Source organism: Saccharophagus degradans 2-40, from assembly GCF_000013665.1.
In the GTDB taxonomy this organism is placed as follows: Bacteria; Pseudomonadota; Gammaproteobacteria; order Pseudomonadales; family Cellvibrionaceae; genus Saccharophagus; species Saccharophagus degradans.
Window position 1 is genome coordinate 502,401 of record NC_007912.1, and the last position, 23,955, is coordinate 526,355.

Genomic DNA, 23,955 nt, shown 5'->3' on the forward strand with positions numbered 1-23,955 from the left:
TTTTGGCAAAGCAAAAAACCGGCTACGTATGTACCGATTGCGGCGCAGATTACTCCAAGTGGCAAGGACAGTGCGCCGAATGTGGCCAGTGGAATACCGTACAAGAAGTGCGCTTGGGCGCGGCTACAAGTAGTCGCAGTGCAAGCCAAGCGGGCTACGCAGGGCAGGGTTTATCTAAGGTTACGCCCCTCGCCGAAATAGATTTGGCCGAGTTGCCGCGTATTGCCAGTGGTATGGATGAATTAGACCGCGTACTGGGTGGCGGCTTTGTGCCCGGCTCGGTGGTGCTTATTGGTGGCAACCCTGGTGCGGGTAAATCAACGCTGCTACTGCAAACTCTTTGTCATTTATCGCAAAAACACCCTGCGCTATACGTAACCGGTGAGGAATCGCTGCAACAGGTGGCAATGCGCGCGCAGCGTTTAGGGTTACCTACCGACAAACTCCAGCTTTTATCTGCCACCGATGTCGATGCACTCTTGGCCAGTGCCGACCAAGTTAAACCCAAACTTATGGTGGTGGATTCTATTCAGGTAATGCATCACGCCGATATTCAATCTGCCCCAGGCAGTGTGTCGCAGGTGCGCGAATCAGCTGCAGCGCTCACTCGCTACGCCAAACAAACCGGCACAGTGCTTATTTTGGTGGGACATGTAACCAAAGATGGCAGCCTTGCCGGCCCGAAAGTGCTCGAGCACATTATCGATTGCTCCATCATGATAGAAGGCTCTAATGACAGTCGGTTTCGCACCTTGCGCGGCAGTAAAAACCGCTTTGGCGCGGTGAACGAGCTGGGGGTGTTTGCCATGACCGAGCAGGGCTTAAAAGAGGTGTCTAACCCGTCGGCTATTTTCTTGCAGCGCTCCGACGAAGTGGCCTCTGGCTCGGTAGTCATGGTGGTGTGGGAAGGCACGCGCCCGCTGTTGGTCGAAATACAAGGCTTGGTGGATATGTCGAGCTTGGGTAACCCGCGCCGCGTTGCGGTAGGGCTAGAGCAAAACCGGCTGGCGATGTTACTAGCGGTGCTGCACCGCCACGGCGGCATTATGGTTGGCGATCAAGATGTGTTTGTAAACGTTGTGGGCGGTGTGAAAATTGTAGAAACCAGTGCCGACTTGGCGTTGTTGTTGGCGCTGGTGTCGAGCTTTAGGGATCAACCCCTACCGCGCGACTTAGTGGTATTTGGCGAAGTGGGCCTAGCGGGGGAGATTCGCCCCGTGCCCAGTGGCCAAGAGCGCCTGCGCGAAGCGGCCAAGCACGGCTTTAAAAAAGCAATCGTTCCCGCCAACAACGTCCCGCGCGAACCTATCAAGGGGTTGGAAATTGTCGCAGTCAAAAAACTAAGCGAAGCCCTAGAAGCCATTTAGAACAATCGTTAAATGCTAATTGCTAATCTCTAATGTCTAGTCATTAGCAATTAGCGTTTAGCGATTGAGTCACGGCGACTCTGCGTTATAGGCTTCGTTTCGTTGGGCTACAAATTCTATTACTTTTCTAAGCTTTTCGTGGTCGGTGTCGCCGTGGCCCGAAAACTCTAAGCCCACATAATGCTCTTTTAAATGTGCTACGCGGCCGTGGGCTATTACGCGGCCAGCGTGCTCTAGTTCCAGGTGCAAAGTAATAGACTCTTCCTCTTCGAGCTGGTGGTTATCTAATATGGCAATAAGCGCACCGGAGTAAGAAAGGTTAATAACAAATACCGGCCAATTGGTCTCGGCGGTGATAAGCGTGCCTTGTGCGCGCGTGTTGTGGCGCTCGAACTGGCGGCGCTCGTCGTCAATCTTTGGGGCTTGTTTCATAGCTCGATCTCTAACGTGGCGTTATTAGTTCTGCTAAAACACGCTCGCTGGCGTGCGGATCGTCCATGTTGAGTTCAATAATTCGACGCAGGTGGGTAATGCTCTCCATATCGATACTGTCGCAGTGAAAGCCCAGAACATGAGTGCCGCTGTGCACAAGGGTGGCACGCATATGGATATTGGTTTCGTCGCTTAGGCGAATAAAAATATCGGCGGGCGAGTCGGCGCGCAGCTCGTAGTGATCTGGGGTATCCAACAATATGCCGTTGAGCGAAACATCAACGATTTGAGATGGGTAGCTCACCCCACCTTGCGAAATGGCGGCTTCGGCGTCAAAGTCGACACGGGTATATCGCCGGCGTTCTTCGGTCATATTGTTGCCTACACAGTTCTAAAGAGTTCTCTTTGAGTTTAGACAGCATTTGAGCATGGCTCCAATAAACAATAGAAATAAATGCATGCGTCGTGTCATAGTCATTTGCTTCAAATTTGACGCCATTTGCGCTACGCTGCCACGCCCTACTAATAACAACAGTGCGCTAACAGCGGCAAACTAAAGGATTGGAACCCGTTTGATCACCGACACCCGAATAGCCCTAGAGATTCCCGAGGGCGGCGACTTGCCACTTGACCCTGCAGGGTTCGGCCCGCGCGCCGTGGCTTATATCATCGATTTCTTAATAACTACCGTGGCTTTGAGTATTTTAGGTGCGGTGCTCGGCTTGGCGGGTGGTTTTGGCGACGGCATTCTTTATATTCTTTACTTTCTTGTTAATTGGTTTTACCCAGTATTTTTTGAAGTGTGGAAAAACGGCGCCACGCCGGGTAAACGCAGCATGGGGTTAGTGGTAGTCAACGACGATGGTACGCCGCTTACTTTCTCTGCCTCGGTAATCCGCAACTTAATGCGCCCAGTTGATATGCTGCCGGTAGGCTATATGACCGGCGTAGTAAGCATACTGTGCACTCGCAAGTTTCAGCGTTTGGGCGACTTAGCCGCCGGTACCATGGTGGTTTACGCCCATCAACCTACACCCGCCCCAGTATTAGATGCCAAAGGTAAGCGCCCTGTACCTGTTAGCCTGCGCACCGATGAGCAGCGCGCGCTATTGGCGTTTGCCGAGCGCAGCAAAAGTCTATCGGCCCAGCGCCAACAGGAGCTTGCCGAACTGCTGCAGCCCATCATTAAAGCCGACGAGCCAGTGCTTGCTATTAAACAAATGGCCAACAGTATGGTAGGCGATTTTAGCGGGGGGCAAAACCGATGAAACAGGGTGTATTCGAACGCCGCTACCAGCCGGTTTGGCAAGAATTTGAAGCGCTACTCGCGCAGCTGGAATTAGACGAAAAGCACAGCGGGCCCATTGGGTCTCGCAAAGCGCGCGCGCCCGGTCAAGCCAATGCCAATATGGAAGAGTTCACCAGCTTGTACCGCAAGCTGTGCCACCTAAATGCACTGGCAATTCGCCGCAACTACAGCAGTTACCTTGTGGATAAACTGGGCGATTTAATTGTGCGCGGGCACCAGCAGCTATACCAGCGCAAGCCGCGGTTTGGCCGCCAAATACTGCGCTTTTTAATGGTGGATTTTCCTCAGTTGGTACGCGCAGAAGCAAAATTATTTTGGTTGTCGTCGGCGCTTTTTTACGGGCCAGGCTTACTTATTTTTATCGCCATACTGCTCAAACCCGACCTTATCTACACCATGATGTCGCCAGACCAAGTGAGTAACTTTGAAGCCATGTACGACCCCAGCAATCGCACCCTAGGTGCCGCGCGGGAATCGGAAACCAATTGGCAGATGTTTGGCTTTTATATTTACAACAACATTAGCGTCGCCTTTCAAACCTTTGCTTCGGGTATATTGTTTTGCGTAGGCAGTTTGTTTTATCTCATTTTTAACGGTTTGAATATTGGTGCCGTTGCGGCGCACCTTACAAATGTTGAATTTACCGAAACCTTTTTTACCTTTGTTGTGGGCCACGGCAGCTTCGAGCTAACCGCCATTGTAATTGCTGGGGCCGCAGGGCTAAAGCTTGGCATAGCGCTGCTGTCGCCGGGTAGTTTACCCCGGGTGGAGTCGTTGCGACGTGCGGCACAGGTAAGCATTAAATTGGTTTATGGGGTTACATTTTTGCTGTTAATTGCAGCGTTTGTGGAAGCGTTCTGGTCGTCCAATAATATTCTTGCCCCTTGGCAAAAATATTTATTTGGGGGTGTTTTCTGGTTAGTGGTTGCTGCGTATTTGGTGTTGAGTGGTCGTGGTTATGCGCCCGCTAAGGAGGCCGCGTGAATTTAGACGCGGTAACAATCGCCATTCGCCCGCGCCGTCCGTGGGAAGCCGTCGATCTAGGTGTGCTTATGGCAAAACGCTGGTGGTGGCTGCTTACTAAAGTGTGGCTCACCGTGGCACTGCCTATTTGGTTTGCGCTTAGTTTTATTCCGCAAGATTACATACTGTGGCAAGTGGTTATTTTTTGGTGGCTCAAGCCCGTTATGGAGCGCCCGTTACTTTATATACTTAGCCACGCGGTATTTGACCAAGCCCCAAGCTACGCCAGTGCTGTGGGGCAAATATTAAAACTGGTTTTCAGAAAAATAATTATTACTTTAACGTGGCGACGTTTAAGTCCGTCGCGTTCAATGAACTTGCCAGTTGATCAGCTAGAAGGCTTGAGTGGCGGTCGCCGCTCAGACCGATTGAGCGTATTAGACCGCGAAGACTCTGGCCCCGCTTTTTGGATAACCCTTTTAGGGTTTATCTTTGAGTTTATATTGGCGGCAAGCTTATTAGGCATTGCGTACATGCTTGTGCCTCGCGCGGTGGATGTAGATTTATACGGTTTATTTATAGAGCGCGAATACACATGGTTTAACCTGTTGCAAAATACCATGTACTTTTGCGCCCTTACGTTAGTGGCACCTTTTTACGTGGCAATGGGTTTTGCGCTTTACCTAAACCGCAGAATTAAACTCGAAGCCTGGGACATAGAAATATCGTTTCGCCGTATAGCCCAGCGCCACGCCAAAGAGGCAGCGCGCAAAGCCCAGCTTGGCGGCAGTGTTAGCGCATTACTATTTGCAGCGTTACTCACCTTTACCAGCTTTTTTGTAAGTCCAGATCTACAGGCGCAAAGCGATAGCCATAACTCTGCTAGCGAACACACGGTTACGGATGTGAGTAACCGTGACGAGTCGAAAGCATTAATTACCGACGTATTTGAAGGCGAAGCCTTCCATGAAATAAAAGTAGAAAAGCAAGCTGATTACTCCCACTTGGAATCGGAATGGCTAAAGAGTTTCTTTGAGTGGCTTTCGAACTTATGGGGCGACGACGAAGATGTTGAGCCTGAGATATCCGGCCCAGACCTCTCTTTATTTGGCAAGCTGTTGGCAAGCGGCGGTGAAATTCTGTTGTGGTTAGTGGTTATTGGACTGGTATTTTGGATTGTGTTCCATTACCGCCATTGGTTGCTTGGTTTTCAATTGCCAGAATTTGAGCGCGAACAAAAAAAAGAAACGCCCGAAGCCATGTTTGGTATGGATGTTCGGCCGCAATCACTGCCCGCCGATGTAGCCGAGCAAGCGCTGCAGTTTTGGCAAGATGGCCAGTACCGCACCAGCTTAGCGCTGCTATACCGAGCCACGTTAGTGGATTTATTTAAACGCGGTTTGGATGTAGATGAAGGTGCAACAGAGCAAGAGTGCCTAAAAGCCAGCTTAAAAGACCAACAAAAATTGAATATTGCCGAAGCGCCCATGGCCTATTTTACCAATTTAACTTTTCACTGGCGGCGCTTGGCTTATGGCCATATAGCACCGAGCAACGAAGAGGGCATAGCGCTGTGTAAAGACTGGCTAGCGGTGTGGCGTGCAGCTCCTGTGCAGCAGGAGGGTGTCCATGAGTAATACCACCAACCCCATTACCGCACGCCGCCTTAAAGATCGCAAATCGCTTATTATTGCCATCGCTATCATTGCCGTTGCGGCTGCTGGCTTTTATTTATTTTATGCCTTTATCGTTAAGTGGACCTATATAGAGCACGATATAGGCTGGAATAAAGATGTGCGCCGCGAGCCGGTATATGCCGCACGTGAATTTTTAGAAAAACAGGGCATAGAAACCGAATACCGCCGCAGCTTTGCCCTGTTCGATAAACTCGACGGCAATAGCTCGCGCAATACCCCCGGGCCTAACGACACAATCGTGCTGTTTGATAGCTTTGGCGTAATTAGTGAAGCGCGTTTCGAAAAGCTTTCGCCGTGGCTGCACAGCGGCGGCACGTTGGTTACCTCTACCTATAACCCACGCAATAAAGGGGTTGAGCCAGATGAGTTATTTTATTATTTGGGGGTAGAGGTACACGAATCTATTTCACCCATAGAGTTGCGCCAAGGCGAAAGCCAAGAGGATGCTGAACAGCGAGTAAAGCAACGCAGATTCCCCTTTGAAGGGTTTTTAAAGGATATAGCCGAAGAGGCAAAAAAGACCGAACAAAAAAATAAGCAAAATATAGAAGACGGCGAGTTTCTTAAAAAAGCCGACAAGTCATCGAGCCGCAGCGAAACGTTAGAGCCGGAACAATCTGCTGCAAAAGAAAACGAAAAAGCTGAAGGTGGCGAAGACAAAAATTCCAAAAATAAAACGGATAGCAGCCTGCTTCAGCCTGAAAAGCTGGATAAAACAGATGCCGACAAAGCAGAGGGCAGCGTAGAAGAAAAATCTGACGCAAAGTCAGATGAAAAGCCAGACGAGCAAGAAAAAAAGTATGGCTCTTACAAGCACTACAACCCCAGCGAGTGCCCCAAGTTAGCTGCCGCAACGCTCATTCCTTTTTCGAGTGAAGCAGAGCCATTGGCGGTACATTTTAATCGAGGCCGCCTGTTTGATTACATGGATGAATCCGCCGAGCCAGAAGGTTGGGTGGGCGATGAAAACGGCATGCTGTTTGCGCAGTATTTAATGAACAACGGCCAAGTGTATATTACGGTTAACAACCATATTTGGTGGAACGAAAATATAGCCTGCCTCGACAACGCCTACCTGTTGTTAAAAATAATTAATCGCGACGGCAAAGTGTGGTTTGTACAAAATATGGAATCGCCGGCGTTAAGCGAAGCCGCGTGGCAATTTGCCCCTGCGGTTGTTATTGGGCTAACCATTGCGCTGTTGTTGTGGCTGTGGTTTACCTCGCGCCGCTTTGGCCCAGTATTCCCAGAGCGAGATTTATCGCGCCGCAGTTTTGCCGAGCACTTGCGCGCCCACGCTCGCTTTTTATGGCGCAAGCAAGCGCATCAACGCATGTTAAATAGTTTGCGTCACAGCGTATTTGCGTTGCTCTCGCGCAAAATCTCTAGGTTCGACACATTGCCAGAGAAAGAAAAGTTAGACCATTTGGAAGCGCTCTTCAAAATGGATAGAACCGAGCTATATCGCGCCTTTATTAAAACCGATATAGATGACCCCAACGAACTTGTCACCGTAGTACAGTGCTTAAAGCAAATAAAGGATTCACTATGACCGATGAACTACACGAAAAAATAGCCCAAGCAAGTGCCTTGGCGCAAAGTATAAAAACAGAAATTAAGAAAGTACTTATCGGCCAAGATGACATTATCGAACAAGTGCTGGTTGCTTTAATCGGCCAAGGGCACGTATTGCTAGAAGGTGTGCCAGGCTTGGGTAAAACATTATTGGTGCGCGCCTTGGCAAAATGCTTTGGCGGCCAATTTTCGCGCGTGCAGTTTACTCCCGATTTAATGCCTAGCGATGTAACAGGCCACGCTATGTTTAATATGGGTAAACAAGAATTCGAAATACGTAAAGGCCCAGCATTTACCAACTTGCTATTGGCCGACGAAATTAATCGTGCACCGGCAAAAACCCAAGCGGCACTGCTAGAGGTAATGCAAGAGGGCCAAATTACAATTGAAGGCGAAGCCTTTAAAGTGCACAGCCCCTTCATGGTAATGGCCACCCAAAACCCGGTAGAGCAAGAGGGCACATACCCATTGCCCGAGGCAGAGCTAGACCGATTTATGCTAAAAGTACTTATCGACTACCCCTCGCACAGCGATGAAACGTTAATGTTGCGCCATATGAGCGGCGGCAAAGTAAGCGGCGGTTTCGATTTAGATTCGCTTACAACTGTTATTAAAGAAGAGCACGTTACCAGCTTGCAAAAAATTGCCACAAAAATTGTGGTAGACGATGAAGTGTTGGATTACATGGTGAAACTGGTGCGCGCCACTCGCGAATGGCAAGGCATTGCCCGCGGTGCAGGCCCGCGCGCAAGTGTGGCTTTGCTTAATGCCTCGCGCGCGGTTGCCCTTATTAATAACAATACCTTTGTTACGCCAGATGATGTGAAATCTGTTTACATTGCAGCGCTGCGCCACCGCATTTTATTGGCTGCCGAGCTAGAAATTGAAGGCGTAAGTGAAGATGCCGTGCTGGGCGATATTTTGCGCCATATACAAGCGCCGCGCAGCTAAAGGGCGTTTGCTAATGATGTGGAGCTACAGGTAACACGCATGTTTACAGGGTTGTTTAAGCGATTTGCATTTATAGCGCGCGCGTTGCCATCTAAATTGGCGGTAGGCTGCTTTTTATGGGGCGGCGCAATTTTATTTTTGCTTACCAGTTTGTTTGCGTTGCTAGAAATAGAATCTATTGAAAGCAGCGTAACCACGTTTGGTTTTGCGCTGCTGTTATTTTTTGTTGGCTTATTGCTGCTAGATTGGCTGGCGTGCCTTGCGCAAAAGCCCATTTTTGTCGAGCGCGAATTGCCCCACAGTATTGCCGTTAACCGCTGGACCAGTATAACCCTTGTGTTGCACCACCATTTTGCAAGGCCGGTTAAGCTGCAACTGCACGATGGGCTTGCCGATCAATTACTGTGTGAAGATATGCCGCTGCAGGTGCAATTGCGCCCAGGGCAATACTCCAAGGTGGCCTACAAAATAAAACCTGTCGTGCGCGGCAATCACACAATTACACCCTGTACCCTGCGGGTAGAAAGTCCCTTTCGCCTTTGGTTTAAACAGTACCAAGCGGGTGCGAGCAGCGAGATAAAGGTATACCCAGATTTCGCCGCAATATCTGCCTTTACAATAATGGCCACCGAAAACCATACCAGCCAAATAGGTATTAAACGCCGACCAAGACGCGGCGAAGGTATGGAGTTTTTACAACTGCGCGATTATCGTCGCGGCGATTCGCTGCGACAAATAGATTGGAAAGCCACTGCGCGGCGCCGCGAATTAATATCCCGCGAATACCAAGATGAACGCGATCAACAAATTGTATTGCTTGTGGATAGTGGTAGACGCATGCGCGCACTAGATGGCGAGCTTAGCCATTTTGACCACTCGCTAAACGCCATGCTGTTAGTAAGTTATATAGCCTTGCGCCAAGGGGATAGCGTAAGTGTAATGAGCTTTGGCGATGGCCACCGCTGGATACCGCCGCAAAAAGGCGCCGGCAAAATGAAAACCATATTAAACGGCATGTACGACTTAACCGCAGAAAACTGCGCGGCCGATTACGTTGCCGCGGCCGAGCAATTAGCTATATTACAGCGCAAGCGTTCGCTGGTTATTGTGGTTACTAATACCCGCGATGAAGAATCCGATGAGTTGGTAATGGCGGTTAACCTATTGCGCAAACGCCACGTGGTACTAGTGGCCAATATTCGCGAAAACATTTTAAAAGAAATGCACGATAGCGAAGTAAAAGATATGGATACCGCACTAGATTACCTCGCGGTAAACGACTACATGCAAGCGCGCCAACAGGCCCAAAACGAAATTCGTAACCAAGGTGTATACGCCATAGATTGCCAGCCATCGGAATTGGCGGTGAAGGTGGCGAATAGTTATATTGAGATAAAGAGGGCGGGAGTTTTGTGAAATGGCTAATAACTAATTTCTAACAACTAGCTATTAGAGATAAATTCTTAGCGTCTGAAAGCCCAGCTTGTGCTGGGCTTTTTTGTGGAGTTTTTTATTCGGACCAGTCTATTGTTTCTTGTGATTGCGAACGCTCTATGTAGTCTTGGTACGCGGGGATTGAGATTGCTGCAAGAATGCCTATTACGAACATGCCAATAAACGGAAGTAATGCGCCTACCCAGTGTTTGGTGGTGTTAGCGGGCGGTTTATGCCCCCATTTATTTACGCCCTGTGTGCCGGGTACAAATATAAGAAATATCATCATTACCAAGTTAGCGATTGGTATGAAGTTTAATAAAATAAGCCAGCCAGATTGGTTCAGATCGTGCAAACGCTGTATGCCAAATATAATACTTACCGCGAAAACGCCAATTACTATTGCGGCAAATAATAGCCAGAAAACTGCGCCGATTACCCCGCCTATAGCAGCAGCTATTCCCGCAGTAATACCAAGTGCTAAGTAACTGAGTATGCCAAAAGTGCAAGCGCGAGATAAATAGCGCAAACGGCCAATACGTGTACTTGCTTTAAAAAGAGCTACTTCGCCTTCGGCAAATACGCCTGTATCTAGGTCACCCTGTGGGGCCTGATAGGGGTTAAGAGTTTCTGTCATTTTCCTTTCCTAATGATTATTGTTAGTTTTAGTTTTGTTGTTTTTATAGGAAGCTCTGATTAACCCCAACAGCTTTTTGCGAGAGCCTAAACGTTCAGCTGCAAGGCGTTCTTCGCAGCTAATGGCCTTAGTCCTTAGCAAGAAGATCAACGAAGCGGATGGGCGTTTTGGCCAGGCCCTACGGGGCTTTCAGGCATTCTTGCCCTTGTCGTTATTTTATTTCGACAGACAACCAGTATGCCTAGAGGACAAAAAAGCCTGAAAGACAAAAAGCTGTTGGGGTTATTCAGAGGTTCCTACATATTGCGCTGCAGTATTTTTAGGGTTGTAATTAACCAGTAAAAATAATGCAGCGCTTGATACTAAGCGTACGCAGACTTTATTTCAACGATTTGTATTTCACTCTGCGCGGTTGGGCGTTTTCGCCTTTGCGGGCAACAAAGTCTTCGTGGTATTCGGTGTAGTTACCTTCAAAGAATACAATTTCGCTATCGCCTTCGTAAGCTAAAATATGGGTGGCTACGCGATCTAAGAACCAGCGGTCATGCGAAATAATCAGTGCGCTGCCGGGGAAGGTTTGAATGGCTTCTTCTAGTGCGCGCAGGGTTTCAATATCCAAATCGTTCGATGGCTCATCCAGTAGCAAAACGTTTGCGCCTTGCTTTAAGGTGTTGGCCAAATGTAAGCGGCCGCGTTCACCACCAGATAAATCACCCACACGTTTTTGCTGGTCGTTACCTTTAAAGTTAAAGCGACCGATATACGCGCGCGAGCCCACTTCGTAATTGCCTATTTTTAAAATATCAGAGCCACCAGAAACCGCTTCCCACACGCTCTTATCGTCGTCTAGGTTGTCGCGACTTTGGTCAACAAAAGCCACTTTTACTGTTTCGCCCAGCTCAATGGTACCGCTATCGGGTTGCTCTTGGCCGGCAATCATTCTAAACAGGGTGGATTTACCCGCGCCGTTACCGCCCACAATGCCCACAATGGCGCCCTTGGGAATTGAAAAGCTAAGGTTATCGATAAGTAACTCTTTGCCGTAGCCTTTGCTTACGCCTTTAAACTCAATCACTTTGTCACCCAAGCGCTCGCCGGGTGGAATGTAAATTTCGTTGGTTTCGTTACGAGATTGGAAATCCTGCGATTGCATTTCTTCAAAACGCGCTAAACGTGCCTTGCTCTTGGCTTGGCGGCCCTTAGGGTTTTGACGTACCCATTCCAATTCTGCTTTTATCGCTTTTTTACGCGCAGCTTCGCCGCGCTCTTCCTGCGCTAGGCGCTTTTCTTTCGCGTCTAGCCAATCGGAATAGTTACCTTCATAGGGAATACCGTGACCGCGGTCGAGCTCCAATATCCAGCCTGCAGCGTTATCCAAAAAGTAGCGATCGTGGGTAATGGCTACCACTGTGCCGGTAAAGTCTTTTAAGAAGCGCTCTAACCAGTAAACAGATTCGGCATCCAAGTGGTTGGTTGGCTCGTCGAGCAGTAGCATGTCTGGCTTAGAAAGCAGTAGGCGACACAGGGCGACGCGGCGCTTTTCACCACCAGAGAGTTTGGTTACATCGGCATCCCAAGGCGGTAGGCGCAATGCATCGGCGGCAACTTCTAGGGTGTGCTCCATGTTGTGGGCATCCCACGCCTGAATAATGTCTTCCATACGCGCTTGGGTTTTGGCCAATGCGTCAAAGTCGGCATCCGGCTCGGCGTAAGCGGCGTAAACGCGGTCTAGTTCGGCCAGAGCATCTACGGCCTCTTGCATGCCTTCTAATACGTTACCGCGCACGTCCTTTTCTGGGTTCAGCTGAGGTTCCTGCTGCAAATACCCCACTTTAATATCGGGCATGGGGCGCGCTTCACCAATATAGTCCTGATCCACGCCTGCCATAATGCGCAAAAGCGTCGATTTACCCGCACCGTTCAAGCCTAAAACACCAATTTTGGCGCCAGGGAAGAAAGAAAGGGAGATATCCTTAAGAATTTCGCGTTTTGGGGGAACAATTTTTCCCACTCGATTCATAGTGAATACGTATTGAGCCATGCGGAGAGAACCTCGTGCTTGCGCTGTATAAGAATTGGTAGCCGAGCCGAAAGGCCAGCCTAGTGGAATAGGCACGCATAATATCAAGTTGAGCGGGGTAGGGGATAGTTTATTGCGTGCAAAGAAGGTTGTTTGCGGGGGCGGATTAAGCGCTGGCGCAATGGCTGACGTTAGCCTCGTTTTTAGCGTGAGAAAACAGATTAGATCATGTACAATCGCCGCCTTATTTTCCTATTCTGGCGTGCGTACTTGCTTTGCTTCAACATGCTTAGCCCGTACTCGCGGCACCACCACTATCAGCACTTTAATGTTTGAGGATACCCATGTTTGATACCAAGCAAACACTCGACGCATTCGACCCAGAAATTTGGCAATCCATCCAAGATGAAGCCCAGCGTCAAGAAGAGCATATTGAGTTAATTGCTTCAGAAAACTACACCAGCCCAATGGTGATGGAAGCCCAAGGCACCAAGCTTACTAACAAATATGCAGAAGGGTACCCAGGCAAGCGCTACTACGGTGGTTGTGAGTATGTAGACAAAGCCGAAGCATTGGCTATTGAGCGTGCAAAAACCTTGTTTGGTGCAGATTACGCCAACGTACAGCCGCACTCTGGTTCGCAAGCTAACTCGGCTGTTTACGCCGCATTGTGTTCACCTGGCGATACCGTATTAGGCATGAGCTTGGCGCACGGTGGTCACTTAACGCACGGTGCTTCCGTTAGCTTCTCTGGCAAAATGTACAACGCGGTACAGTACGGCATTAACCCAGATACTGGTTTAGTCGATTACGAAGAAATTGCTAACTTGGCGCGTGAGCACAAGCCAAAAATGATTGTTGCTGGTTTCTCGGCCTATAGCCAAGTACTAGATTGGCAGAAATTCCGCGATATCGCCGACGAAGTAGGCGCTTACTTAATGGTTGATATGGCTCACGTTGCTGGTCTTGTTGCCGCTGGTGTATACCCATCACCTGTGCAAATTGCCGATGTAACTACCTCCACTACCCACAAAACATTACGTGGTCCACGCGGTGGTATTATCCTTGCCAAAGCCAACCCAGAGATAGAAAAGAAATTAAACTCTGCGGTATTCCCTGGCGGTCAAGGTGGCCCATTGATGCACGTCATTGCGGCTAAAGCGATTAGCTTTAAAGAGGCCATGACCGACGAGTACAAAGCGTATCAAAAACAAGTTGTTGCTAACGCAAAAGCCATGGCTGCAACATTCAATGAGCGCGGCATTAAAATTGTATCTGGCGGAACCGAAAACCACCTTATGTTGGTAGACTTAATCGGTAAAGAATACACCGGTAAAGATGCCGATGCCGCTTTGGGTGCAGCGTACATTACCGTAAACAAAAATGCGGTACCTAACGACCCACGCTCACCGTTTGTAACCAGCGGTTTACGCGTTGGTACCCCGGCTGTAACTACCCGTGGTTTTAAAGAGAAGCAGTGTATAGACCTTACTAACTGGATTTGCGACGTACTAGAAAGCTTAGAAAACGGCAATTCAGAGCAAGTAATTGCAGATGTAAAAGCAAAAGTATTGGCTGTTTGTGCTGAGTTCCCAGTTTACAAATAAGCTATCGCTTTTGTTACTCCTTTAAAAGGCAGCGCAAGCTGCCTTTTTTATGCCTCTCAATCCAATAATCCTACATTTACCTGCTCACGTTTTCACGGTGTGTTTATGTACGTACAGCTACGGTGTGTTTGGTAGGTACCTATTCGCTTGGTTGTTCTGCCCACCTGTTGTGCTCAGCTGTGCTGCTCAATGGCCGTGATCAAAAGGCAACGGCTAAAACAAGCCTCATATGCTAGATAAAATAGCGTTTATGGTATAAATTGCCAAACCGGTTAGCAAAATAAACAATTGCTCAATAATAGTGGCTTTGTAGGCTTGCTCGCCAAGCGTGATGAGCCTAGTATTTGCCGCGGCGTAACCGATGCGCACGCAATACCTGCAGTAAAACAAAGCACATTATAAAAATAAAAGTAACGATCACTCGTAATAATCACTGTTTATGGCCCATGTGCCTTTATAGCGTTTCTTTAGCGGGCGTCGAGCGGAGTTTGTTTTGACCCTACCCATGCAAAAGATACAACAGTTCCTAAGGTTTGCTCTGCTCTCTGGTGTGGGCTGGCTGTGCGACTTTGGTGTGTATAGCTTGTTGGTACTGCTTACAGATATTGGCTCATCGAGCGCTAATTTTATTTCGTCTTTTGTGGGTGTCACTTTTGTATATTTTACGTCGCTTGGTTACGTATTTCGGCGGCGCGATCAAAATCGCAAAGTGTTCCTTACCAGCTATTGGGCATGGCAAGCGGCATCCATTACGGCTTATTCTGTTGCCCTAGGGCTATTGGTAGCTAGCCTAGTTAACGTGCAACTACTAACCGAGCTTGGCGTAAATATCGCCATCGCCGGTAAAATAATTATTACGCCCATTAACCTGTTAACTAATTACATGTTTATGAAATGGTTAACCCGATTTATGACGGTGAAAAACGCTTAATGTCTAAGACCTTAGTTTTTATTCCAGCTTACCGCTGTGCTAAACAAATTGTTCGCGTACTGGCGCAATTTACCAAAGAAGTGCAGCAGCACGTCGATACGGTATTGGTGGTCGATAACCAATCACCAGATGACACCTTACAGTGCGCCATCGATACCGCCAAAACAACCTTTACCGATTGCGAATTTATCGCCTGGCGCAACGCAGATAATTACGGCTTAGGTGGTTCGCATAAAGCAGCGTTTAAATACGCCATAGAGCACGACTTCGACCATCTTATTGTGTTACATGGCGACGACCAAGCAGACATTCGCGACGCACTGCCACTGCTGCGTGAAGGTGCACATAAAAATGTGGATTGTTTATTGGGGGCAAGGTTTGCGCCGGGCAGCCAGTTAAAAGGCTACTCATTAATACGTACCTTGGGCAACAGGGTCTATAACCTACTTTTTAGCTTAACGACATTACATAGAATTTACGATTTAGGCTCGGGGTTAAATATTTACTCCTTAAAAACCTTCAAGCAAGCTTACTACCACACCTTTCCCGATAACCTTACGTTTAACTATGTGATGTTATTGGCGAGTTATAACAAAAAACAAAAGGTGGCTTACTTTCCTATTAGTTGGCGTGAAGAAGATCAGGCATCTAATGTGCGTATGTTTAGGCAGGCGTTTACGGTGTTGTATTTTTTAGGCTCGTATTTTTTTCTACGCGCTGGGTTTCTTAAACGCGATATGCGTGCAAAAGCGTTTGAGCAATACACGGGTGATATAGTGTACCAGCAGCATGCGGCTACGCACTCCAGTATCAATACCACCGCTAACGCTAGTTGATAACCTTGTGAACAGATACTAGCCATGCAGCAATCATTAGCGTTTAACATAATTAAAATAGTGTTAGTGATGGTGTTACTCACCGTAGTTGGCTGGGTGGCAATACGCTACTTAGATATTGCGCATGCGGTTAGCGCAGCGCCCACAATCTCACTGGTGGGTATTATCTCGCTTTATGGTTTATCTCATGTGTTTCGCATGGTGCGTTTGGCTTTATTAACGTTAGATCAACGCAAGCAAATATTACCGTTAGTTACTATGCACGCGGTAACCGCTTTTCCTAGTAGTTTTTTCCCGTTCAAAATTGGTGAGGTGCTGCGGCTAATAGGTTTGTTTGCGCTTTTTGACAATAAACATAAAGCACTGGCTATTTGGTTGGTAGAGCGGTTTGGCGATATAAGTGTTATTTCGCTGTTTATATTATTGCTATACCTGTTTGATGTGGCCATACCGCAAGCGCTTGGTTATGTATTTATTCTATTTATTAGTGTAAGTGTATTAAGCCTACTAGCGTTTTATGCCACGGCAAAAATGTTGCTTTTCTTAAATCGCTATTTAGTGCTCTCTAGCAGTACAGCTCGCGGCTTACGCATATTGCGAGCAAGTCATCAGTTGCGACATTTAGAGGCAACTATTATTGCTTCATTAGAAGGCCGATTTTTTGCCATGTTGCTTACTTCTGTAGCAATTTGGGCGTGCGAAATACTGGCCGTTGTTGCTTTTATTCGCAGCGTCTCCACCAGTTTAAATGAAATTACCACGTATTTTATTTCTATACTTTCTGGCAATGTGCCGCCAGTGCTTTCGGGTGTAATTGAAACCTTTACTATTAATAAAAGCATAACGCTGGCAGCAATGGCTGTAGTTTTTAGTTTAATTACCTTGGTTGTACTGCAACTTCGTAGGGCTAATAGTTAATATGAACTCGTCAACGAACCGCGTAATTATTGTTTACGATAACCGCGACTTAACCAATAGTGATATAGCCCCGTTTGTTGGTACCCGCCGCTACGGCGAAATTATTTACCAGCGCCAAACCTTAAAGCGAAAGCTAATAGACGCTTTACCACTTTGGGCGCAAAAAGAAATTGTATATTTAGAAAATAATGATGATGTCCAAGTACTGCGCGCCAAGCTAGAAGGTATAGGTAATGATGTTTCCCTGTTTGTTATGTCATCGGCGGCAGGCATTATTAATTTAGATGGTTTTGCACAACTGATAGAGCGCTTGCCCTATGCCGAAGAAGATTTTACCGATAGGCGATATAAGCCATTAGTGTGCTTTTTTAAAAGTAGTAAAAAGCTACTGGATGCGTGGCAGCAGTTCTTGGTTGCGCCTATCCATACTTGGACAGACCCGTGGTTAGACGTAGAGCAGCTATCCAGTGTGGATATTTTCGATTTGTCCACCATTCAAGACTTTCTTATGTTTATAAGTGGCGCAACGGAAGCGCGCCATTTTAATGCGATGAGTATTGGCACCTACTTCTATACCAAAACATCGACCGATAAACAGAAAATAGCTGCCGAATATACGTTTTTTAACTTGGTACCAGAAAGCATGCAGGTATGGCTAGTGCAGCCATTTGACTTTAAGCAAACGGTAGATAGTGCATCCTACAAAATGATGCGCTATTACTTGGCGGATGCCGCATTACAATGGGTGCATTCTGCATTTACCCCAGAAAGCTTCGAGCGATTTATAGAGCGCGTATTATTTTTTATCAATGAGCGCCCCAAAAAGCCCTGCGCGGCCAAAGACTCGCTTGCCTGTGCCGATGCACTGTACCTAGAAAAGCTCGACAAGCGATTTGGCGAATTAATTAATACCGCCGAAGGTAAAAAAGTAGATGCTTTGCTTAGTGGTGCGAACCCTGCACTTAACTTAGCAAATCAAATTACACGGTTAAAAACACTCTATACCAAATACCGGCCTGCATTCGCCGCAGAATATTTGGTAGTTGGCCATGGCGACCCGTGTTTCTCCAACACCTTGTACGATCAGCAGCGCTCAATATTAAAATTTATCGACCCCAAAGGGGCTGTGAACGAAGCAGATATTTGGACCCATCACCTCTACGATTTGGCGAAGATATCCCACAGCGTTATGGGTAATTACGATTTTATTAATAATGGCCTGTTTGAGCTGACGCTCGATAACGAAAACAATATTCAGCTGGCAACCCATGCGAAAAATCACGCACCGTTAAAAGCAATATTTCTGAACCACTTAAAACGCTACGGTTACGATTGGCGCCATGTAAGGCTTGCTGAGGCAACGCTGTTTCTTTCTATGTTGCCATTGCATATCGATCATCCTAAAAAGGTGGTGGCTTTTGTATTAACGGCGGCAGAAATATTAGACGAGATAGAAAATGACAAATGAATTGCACACCAACACTGATATGGCAGGGGGCAGTGCCCTATTAGACGATGCCTTAATTGACGGCGACGGCACCTTGGTTGTGGATATAGACGGCACACTTTGCCCCATTAAAGGTAAAGAAGAGTCCTATGCCGATTTAGTACCCTATAGCGATATGGTAGAAAAACTGCGCGCTTACCAAGCCAAAGGTTTTAACATATTGCTGTTTACTGCGCGCAATATGAATACGCATAAAGGCAACTTAGGTCGTATTAATAAATTTACCGCACCCGTGCTAATAGAGTGGTTGGCAAAATGGGATATCCCCTACGACGAACTTATGTTTGGTAAACCTTGGCCACAAAAGAAAGGCTTTTACATAGATGACAGAACCATTCGGCCACGTGAGTTTTTAGAATTGAATTTAGACGAAATAGAAGCGCTACTAGAGCGTGATAGGCTGCTTGAGCATAGTAAATAGTAACTCGGCAGCGGAAAAAGCTTTAATGCACAAATAATTAGTAGAATTTTATGTTAGAAAAAAACCACAGAACAAACGTTGTAATTACTATGGCTGGGCAGGGATCTCGTTTTTACAAGGCGGGCTATACGCAACCTAAATACGCTATTGAAGCCCATGGTCGTACACTGTTTGAGTGGTCGATGCTCTCCCTAAAAAATATTATTAACGCTGATAGCCGCTTAATATTTGTGTGCTTACAAGAGCATAACGCTACGACGTTTGTAAAAGAGCGTTGCTTAGCGCTTGGCTATAGCGATGTGCATATTGTAGAAATACAAGCCTTAACCGATGGCCAGGCAACAAGCGCTTTGCTGTCGCACCATTTATGGATTCCAAATACCCCTTTGTTAATTTACAACATAGATACGTATGTGCAGCCAAGCGCGTTAACGCTTAGCGATATGAAACCTGGCTCACAAGGGTGGGTGCCCTGTTTTCAAGTGCCGGGCGACCACTGGAGTTTTGTGAAGTTGGGCGAAGATGGATGGGCAACCGATTGCGCCGAAAAAACACGTATATCCGATTATGCATCTATCGGTTTGTATTGGTTTGCCTGTGGCGAAATTTATGCCGATGCATACCAAAAGTTTTTTAGTGATCCAGCCAATTTGGTAAACGGTGAACGTTACATTGCACCGCTATATAAGCAGCTTTTAGCAGATGGTAAAAAAGTTTCTATTGCTGATTTGCCCGTAACCAGCGTGCATGTAATTGGTACGCCCGCAGAACTAGATGTATTTAAAAATAAACCATTAGACCAAATTGGCTTATAACCTATTTTGTTTGCGAAGAACCATAACAATTAAAAAGTAAAATAAGCGCTTAAGCGTATTGTGGAAACATTAAAATGAATAACTCAATTAATAATACTGGCGATGTGGCCGCCGCAACCTTTGCTAATAGCGGTGGGTTTGCGGGCTGGTTAAAGCAATGTTTATGCTATTGTGTGAATCAGCATTGGTTCGCCATTAGTGCAGTTATAGCCCTTTCAACCATCGCTAATTTTATTTTAGTTTTTGGTTTTTCTGAGTATCAGCATTATTTAACAAGCGATATGCACGGTTATTGGGAGCGGGCTGTACAAATTTATGTTGGCGACGAGAAAACCCCCAACACTTGGGTGTCCAATGCACCTTTCTATCCGCGAGTTATAGCCGGTATATTTACATGGTTGAACTTGTTAGGTTTAAATGAATACCGATTAGATGTATTGCTATCCATAAATATTTTAATCTCCATTTTGGGTACGCTGGGTTTATATATGATAGGCCAGCAATTTAAGCCCAATACCCGCTTGGGTTTGTATATTGCTGGTGCCTATGCTTTTTCTTACCCCACAATGTACTTCAATACATTTTTACTTGGTGAGCCCTTTGCAATCCCGCTAATTATATTTTCAATAGCGTTATTATTTAAGTATTACAACAGCTATAAAATAGCGTACGTAGGCGTGCTTTTAGCGTTTGCGGTAGGCGTACGGCCATCGAATGGTTTGTTGGGCTTGCCTTTTGGTTTGTATATATTATTTGCAGGCATAAGTCTTACTTGGGCAAACAGAGAGCAGTGGATTAAGCTAATGTTCCCCCGCTGCTTAAAAGCAGGTGCTTTTTCGTTAGGTTTTCTAATAGTCATTATTGGTATTATCGCAGAGAACTACCGTATATCCGATGGCAAGCTACGCAATCTTACCGCCCACTCTGGGTACAATTTTTTCTTGGGGCAGTCGCAATCCCATAAAATTGTGAGCAGGTTTGAAGGCCTAGAATACGGCTTTGTTCCATCGCCTGTTGCCAATCATCCTGAATATGGCACGGTTTTTACTACAACGCCTATATACGATTCCAAAGCGTTCTACCAAATGGGGTGGGATATACTGCACGATCATCCGCATTTATATTGGAGCCACCTGTTAGACTATAAGAACCTCTATTTCGATAATCTATTCCCAGCAGTACCTAGCGTATGGGGGTTTAATACGCTTTACGATCCATTCCGGTATGTGTTGTTTATCCTTACTATTTTGTGTGGCTTGTTGTTTATACCGTTAAAAGAAAAAGATATTAAAGTAGCCCACGTGGCTTTCTTTACTGGATCTTTTGTTCTTTGTGCTGGTTCATTGTATTTCTTCACAATTACTCACCAATACTTTCAAAACTTTTCATACATTGTTTATGTGTTAGGTGTAACCGCCGCGTGGAGTTCTATACGGCACTATCATAAATATAAAAAAGGCATTTTCGTGTTCTGCGCTATTGTGGGTGTTGTAACTGCGGCTAACTACACTTACCAGTGGTACAGCAAAACTTTTTACACCCCTAAAATTGAGATAGTGGCCGAAAATAGTGATCAATATATTTATAACCTGTATCAAGATAAAAAAGTTAAAGATAGTAAAACCTTTACCGTAAACAACTTAGAGTTTTTTCAATCGGAAGATTTATTACACGGCACATTGGGTGAGCTAGGTTATAAAGATCATTTCTACCTAACGGCAAAAACCGTAATGCATGTAGAGAAAAGTGGTAGCTATACCTTTACGTTTTATGTGGACGACGGCTACGACGTACAAATTGACGGCAAGGTAGTGCATAGCGAGCCTGGGTTATCCAAACTGGATGAAGGTCAATTGCGTTTTACGCAATACTTATTAGAAGGTAAGCACGACATTGAAATTCGCTACTTTGAGAATGGCGTATTTTCGGGTTTGCTTGGCTACTATAAACGCGCCGATGCAACACCTGCGAAAGCTAGAAAAAGCCCATACGTGCCGCGTGGAGACAAAGGTGTATTGATTGGTGACGATAGCGAGTTTACTCGTTTCGAATTACCGAATTAAAAGCCGAATTAAAAGCCAAGGTAGAAAGCGCGGTAAAGGAAATGGTAACAGATACGATCGGAACCTAAAGAGCCGCTTGATAAATACCACTTCACCAAACTCAGTTGGTGAAGTGGTTGTATTGTTAAGCTACCGCATATAACGGTGCTAGTTCGCGCACTTTAGTTGGTGGCATGGGTGAAGGGGTTGTATCAGCCTGCTCGTGTTTATTTAGTTCATTCAGCTTACGAACTAATTGCTGGTTATCAATAGATGCAGTATTCGCTGTATCTAATGGGCTAGTTACCCCTCTTTCTTGTACCCCTACTACGTGTGTGTAAATTTGTGTTGTGGATATATCCGTGTGGCCTAGCATTTCTTGGATATTGCGAATATCCGTACCGGCACGTAATAAATTGGTGGCAAAACTATGTCGAAAGGTATGGCAGCCAGCTTTTTTATAAATACGTGCTTCTTTCAGAGCGATTTTAACCACGCGTTGCACGCTTTGCTCGCCCATATGATGGCGTCGTAATACGCCAGATCGAGGGTCCGTCGACAAATGATGAGCTGGGAACATATATTGCCAGGCTGGCTCTTTACTGGCGTTGGGGTATTTAACGTTCAATGCGTTAGGTAAATAGACAGAGCCATAACCATCGGCCAGATCTGCCTTATGTCGGGCTAGGGCTATGTCTCTATAAATGGTTAGCGGTTCAATCAACGATTTTGGCAGCAAGGTTCGTCGCCACTTCAACCCTTTGCTCTCACGTATCATCAAGCATTCGTTTGCAAAATCCACATCTTGCACCCGAAGCCTTACGGCTTCCATTACACGTAAACCACTACCGTACATAAGCATAACCAAAACTTGATGCACGCCCTGTAAGTGGCTGATTACACGCATGGCTTCATCATGGCTAAATACGGTAGGGAGTTTTTTATGCTTGCTGCTAGGCGTATAAGCCAAATCGCCGAGTTCGCGTTTTAAATAACGCTTAAATAAATAAGAAAGGGCATTAAGCGCAGTTTTTTGGGAGTTAACAGAACAGTTACGCTTGATGGCGAGGCTGCTTAAATATGCATCCACGTGCTCTGGCGTAAGCTCATCAGGGTGGACCATATTATTAAACCGAATAAAGTCCGCTATCCAATAACAATATGTTTTCTCGGTTTTATATGCCAACTGCCTACCGCGCATGTGCGCTCGCAATTTATCAAATAAACGAATGGGGTTATCTGGTAAATTTCCACGTACATCTCTCATTCTAAGCTATCTCCGTATATGTTTATATATACAGTATAGTTGCGGGGTGAAATGTGTAAAGTGCATTCCGCGCCAATGAGGGATAAAAATATTGAAAATTACGCCTGCTAGAAATACCTAATTATTTCAATAAGTTAAGCCCTAGCTAAGCGCATATATAAATAATTGATAGTTAGCCGTGCGACGGTATATTTACGGTATGATACTTATCGCATTAAGCTAGGAGGCAGGCTTTGCGTGACCTTCGAGAAAATCCATCGTACTATTGCAGGTACTAATCACACGTCGAGATACTAACTATTTTGAAATAAACGCCAATAGAGAGCTATTAACTGTGGCAATGAATCGATTGTTGCTAAGGTTTTGTTTTTACTAGGATATTTTCGTTATGAGAACTACAGAAATAAAATAGTTGGCTGATATTTGGTGTATTAAGATATTTTGGCGTTTGGACATATATTAAAATGTTATGTGAAAATTTGGAATCAGATAGAAAATGGAAATAATAGTTGGAGAAGACGATTTCGGAATTTTCGCAGAGGTTGAGAGCTATGATGACTTTGATCTATTAGAAGATATCCTCATTGAGAAATATTCAATTGATCCGATTGGTATAAAGCACGAAACTAAGGCGAAAGGATTAGGGTATAAGTTTTGGGTGTGCAAATCTTTAGATAAGCGAAAGTTTATTGAAGTCATAGATCAAATTCAAAAGTCGTACTAAAAGTTACTCACTTAACAAAGTTCGTTTAACTTATATGTATCAAAGTAATAGGTACACACATAACAAAACGCTAAAACACCGTTCCGGCCTATGGCCTCCACTGGACGCCCAAAGCTGCGCTTCTTTTGTGCATTTGCTTCGCAAATTATTGCACAAAAGCAGCTCTACTTTGTGCGCCGTTTAGCTATGCGTTATGAGCTACCAGCTATGTATCGCCAAGGTCGGTTTTAAGGTTTAAATTTAGGTTAATTTGTATGCGCTATGGAATGGCTTTTTCCTCGGTTTTTAACTTCTATTCCATCTGAAAAAGTACTAGGCTAAACGCAATTTTAGCGAGTATTTTCTTCGCTTTTTTGCAATTCCTACTTAAAGCGCAGAAGGTTGGTGCTACTGCTTTGGTGTAAAGGAAACGCGGCTATAAGCAAAATCAAAAGCATGTATGGGTTACTAATCAATTTAATTGGTAATAAAATATTTAAGGTGTTGCAGGTATGGTTCGTGG

Annotated in this window: 21 protein-coding genes; 16 read left to right on the forward strand and 5 right to left on the reverse strand. The window is 45.9% G+C overall.

Annotated features, from left to right (window positions below; all coding sequences use genetic code 11):
• Positions 1-2 precede the first annotated feature (2 nt).
• A complete protein-coding gene (gene radA, locus SDE_RS02135; RefSeq protein WP_011466894.1) occupies positions 3-1,367 on the forward strand; it encodes a DNA repair protein RadA in 1,365 nt (454 codons plus the stop codon).
• Positions 1,368-1,436: 69 nt separating this feature from the next.
• Here the strand turns inward: radA and SDE_RS02140 are convergent, their stop codons facing one another.
• Entirely contained in the window at positions 1,437-1,799 is a 363-nt protein-coding gene (locus SDE_RS02140) for a PilZ domain-containing protein (RefSeq protein WP_011466895.1), read from the reverse strand.
• Between the two features lie 10 nt (positions 1,800-1,809).
• Entirely contained in the window at positions 1,810-2,172 is a 363-nt protein-coding gene (locus SDE_RS02145; protein ID WP_011466896.1) for a PilZ domain-containing protein, read from the reverse strand.
• A 199-nt stretch (positions 2,173-2,371) separates the two neighbouring features.
• Here SDE_RS02145 and SDE_RS02150 point away from each other — a divergent pair, with 199 nt between their 5' ends.
• From SDE_RS02150 to SDE_RS02175, 6 genes are read left to right on the forward strand one after another with little or no spacing between them, the layout of a single operon-like run.
• On the forward strand, positions 2,372-3,067 hold the full coding sequence (locus SDE_RS02150) for an RDD family protein (protein ID WP_011466897.1): 696 nt from the start codon (positions 2,372-2,374) through the stop codon (positions 3,065-3,067).
• Complete coding sequence (locus tag SDE_RS02155) at positions 3,064-4,092, forward strand: stage II sporulation protein M (RefSeq protein ID WP_011466898.1); 1,029 nt, start codon at positions 3,064-3,066, stop codon at positions 4,090-4,092. The genes SDE_RS02150 and SDE_RS02155 overlap by 4 nt, the downstream gene beginning before the upstream one ends.
• Positions 4,089-5,708 (forward strand): hypothetical protein, encoded by a 1,620-nt coding sequence (locus SDE_RS02160; protein ID WP_011466899.1) that lies wholly within the window; start codon positions 4,089-4,091, stop codon positions 5,706-5,708. The genes SDE_RS02155 and SDE_RS02160 overlap by 4 nt, the downstream gene beginning before the upstream one ends.
• A complete protein-coding gene (locus SDE_RS02165) occupies positions 5,701-7,320 on the forward strand; it encodes a DUF4350 domain-containing protein (protein WP_011466900.1) in 1,620 nt (539 codons plus the stop codon). Before SDE_RS02160 ends, SDE_RS02165 begins: the two co-directional genes overlap by 8 nt.
• On the forward strand, positions 7,317-8,294 hold the full coding sequence (locus SDE_RS02170) for an AAA family ATPase (RefSeq protein WP_011466901.1): 978 nt from the start codon (positions 7,317-7,319) through the stop codon (positions 8,292-8,294). The genes SDE_RS02165 and SDE_RS02170 overlap by 4 nt, the downstream gene beginning before the upstream one ends.
• Before the next feature lie 39 nt (positions 8,295-8,333).
• Positions 8,334-9,710 (forward strand): DUF58 domain-containing protein, encoded by a 1,377-nt coding sequence (locus SDE_RS02175; RefSeq protein ID WP_011466902.1) that lies wholly within the window; start codon positions 8,334-8,336, stop codon positions 9,708-9,710.
• A gap of 94 nt (positions 9,711-9,804) precedes the next feature.
• On the opposite strand, the gene SDE_RS02180 is transcribed toward SDE_RS02175, so the two are convergent.
• Both SDE_RS02180 and ettA read right to left on the reverse strand, forming a co-directional pair.
• The gene (locus SDE_RS02180) at positions 9,805-10,365 is read right to left on the reverse strand and encodes a DUF805 domain-containing protein (protein WP_011466903.1); all 561 of its coding nucleotides are present in this window, start codon (positions 10,363-10,365) and stop codon (positions 9,805-9,807) included.
• 379 nt (positions 10,366-10,744) lie between these two features.
• Complete coding sequence (gene ettA, locus SDE_RS02185) at positions 10,745-12,406, reverse strand: energy-dependent translational throttle protein EttA (RefSeq protein WP_011466904.1); 1,662 nt, start codon at positions 12,404-12,406, stop codon at positions 10,745-10,747.
• Between the two features lie 323 nt (positions 12,407-12,729).
• Here ettA and glyA point away from each other — a divergent pair, with 323 nt between their 5' ends.
• The 8 genes from glyA (at position 12,730) to SDE_RS02225 (ending at position 21,483) form a co-directional block, all read left to right on the forward strand.
• Positions 12,730-13,992 (forward strand): serine hydroxymethyltransferase, encoded by a 1,263-nt coding sequence (gene glyA, locus SDE_RS02190; protein WP_011466905.1) that lies wholly within the window; start codon positions 12,730-12,732, stop codon positions 13,990-13,992.
• A 505-nt stretch (positions 13,993-14,497) separates the two neighbouring features.
• Positions 14,498-14,923 carry a GtrA family protein gene (locus SDE_RS02195; protein WP_011466906.1) on the forward strand — a complete coding sequence of 142 codons (426 nt, stop codon included), beginning with the start codon at positions 14,498-14,500 and terminating at the stop codon, positions 14,921-14,923.
• Entirely contained in the window at positions 14,923-15,759 is an 837-nt protein-coding gene (locus tag SDE_RS02200) for a glycosyltransferase family 2 protein (protein WP_011466907.1), read from the forward strand. Before SDE_RS02195 ends, SDE_RS02200 begins: the two co-directional genes overlap by 1 nt.
• A 24-nt stretch (positions 15,760-15,783) precedes the next feature.
• Positions 15,784-16,677 (forward strand): lysylphosphatidylglycerol synthase domain-containing protein, encoded by an 894-nt coding sequence (locus SDE_RS02205; RefSeq protein ID WP_011466908.1) that lies wholly within the window; start codon positions 15,784-15,786, stop codon positions 16,675-16,677.
• 1 nt (position 16,678) lies between these two features.
• Positions 16,679-18,145, forward strand: coding sequence for a hypothetical protein (locus SDE_RS02210; protein WP_011466909.1), 1,467 nt, complete (start codon positions 16,679-16,681; stop codon positions 18,143-18,145).
• The gene (locus SDE_RS02215; protein WP_011466910.1) at positions 18,135-18,605 is read left to right on the forward strand and encodes a hypothetical protein; all 471 of its coding nucleotides are present in this window, start codon (positions 18,135-18,137) and stop codon (positions 18,603-18,605) included. The genes SDE_RS02210 and SDE_RS02215 overlap by 11 nt, the downstream gene beginning before the upstream one ends.
• 50 nt (positions 18,606-18,655) lie before the next feature.
• Positions 18,656-19,420, forward strand: coding sequence for a glycosyltransferase family 2 protein (locus tag SDE_RS02220; protein WP_011466911.1), 765 nt, complete (start codon positions 18,656-18,658; stop codon positions 19,418-19,420).
• Between the two features lie 74 nt (positions 19,421-19,494).
• Complete coding sequence (locus SDE_RS02225; RefSeq protein WP_011466912.1) at positions 19,495-21,483, forward strand: PA14 domain-containing protein; 1,989 nt, start codon at positions 19,495-19,497, stop codon at positions 21,481-21,483.
• 124 nt (positions 21,484-21,607) lie between these two features.
• Here the strand turns inward: SDE_RS02225 and SDE_RS02230 are convergent, their stop codons facing one another.
• On the reverse strand, positions 21,608-22,729 hold the full coding sequence (locus SDE_RS02230; protein WP_011466913.1) for an integron integrase: 1,122 nt from the start codon (positions 22,727-22,729) through the stop codon (positions 21,608-21,610).
• A 496-nt stretch (positions 22,730-23,225) separates the two neighbouring features.
• Here SDE_RS02230 and SDE_RS02235 point away from each other — a divergent pair, with 496 nt between their 5' ends.
• Complete coding sequence (locus tag SDE_RS02235; RefSeq protein WP_041324047.1) at positions 23,226-23,453, forward strand: hypothetical protein; 228 nt, start codon at positions 23,226-23,228, stop codon at positions 23,451-23,453.
• Positions 23,454-23,955: the final 502 nt, after the last annotated feature.

Excerpts from the sequence above, each read along its gene's own strand:
- SDE_RS02140 (WP_011466895.1), bottom strand. The coding sequence starts at position 1,799 with ATGAAACAAGCCCCAAAGATTGACGACGAGCGCCGCCAGTTCGAGCGC.
- SDE_RS02145 (WP_011466896.1), bottom strand. The coding sequence starts at position 2,172 with ATGACCGAAGAACGCCGGCGATATACCCGTGTCGACTTTGACGCCGAA.
- SDE_RS02155 (WP_011466898.1), top strand. The coding sequence starts at position 3,064 with ATGAAACAGGGTGTATTCGAACGCCGCTACCAGCCGGTTTGGCAAGAA.
- SDE_RS02165 (WP_011466900.1), top strand. The coding sequence starts at position 5,701 with ATGAGTAATACCACCAACCCCATTACCGCACGCCGCCTTAAAGATCGC.
- SDE_RS02170 (WP_011466901.1), top strand. The coding sequence starts at position 7,317 with ATGACCGATGAACTACACGAAAAAATAGCCCAAGCAAGTGCCTTGGCG.
- SDE_RS02175 (WP_011466902.1), top strand. The coding sequence starts at position 8,334 with ATGTTTACAGGGTTGTTTAAGCGATTTGCATTTATAGCGCGCGCGTTG.
- SDE_RS02180 (WP_011466903.1), bottom strand. The coding sequence starts at position 10,365 with ATGACAGAAACTCTTAACCCCTATCAGGCCCCACAGGGTGACCTAGAT.
- ettA (WP_011466904.1), bottom strand. The coding sequence starts at position 12,406 with ATGGCTCAATACGTATTCACTATGAATCGAGTGGGAAAAATTGTTCCC.
- glyA (WP_011466905.1), top strand. The coding sequence starts at position 12,730 with ATGTTTGATACCAAGCAAACACTCGACGCATTCGACCCAGAAATTTGG.
- SDE_RS02195 (WP_011466906.1), top strand. The coding sequence starts at position 14,498 with ATGCAAAAGATACAACAGTTCCTAAGGTTTGCTCTGCTCTCTGGTGTG.
- SDE_RS02200 (WP_011466907.1), top strand. The coding sequence starts at position 14,923 with ATGTCTAAGACCTTAGTTTTTATTCCAGCTTACCGCTGTGCTAAACAA.
- SDE_RS02205 (WP_011466908.1), top strand. The coding sequence starts at position 15,784 with ATGCAGCAATCATTAGCGTTTAACATAATTAAAATAGTGTTAGTGATG.
- SDE_RS02210 (WP_011466909.1), top strand. The coding sequence starts at position 16,679 with ATGAACTCGTCAACGAACCGCGTAATTATTGTTTACGATAACCGCGAC.
- SDE_RS02215 (WP_011466910.1), top strand. The coding sequence starts at position 18,135 with ATGACAAATGAATTGCACACCAACACTGATATGGCAGGGGGCAGTGCC.
- SDE_RS02220 (WP_011466911.1), top strand. The coding sequence starts at position 18,656 with ATGTTAGAAAAAAACCACAGAACAAACGTTGTAATTACTATGGCTGGG.
- SDE_RS02225 (WP_011466912.1), top strand. The coding sequence starts at position 19,495 with ATGAATAACTCAATTAATAATACTGGCGATGTGGCCGCCGCAACCTTT.
- SDE_RS02230 (WP_011466913.1), bottom strand. The coding sequence starts at position 22,729 with ATGAGAGATGTACGTGGAAATTTACCAGATAACCCCATTCGTTTATTT.
- SDE_RS02235 (WP_041324047.1), top strand. The coding sequence starts at position 23,226 with ATGGAAATAATAGTTGGAGAAGACGATTTCGGAATTTTCGCAGAGGTT.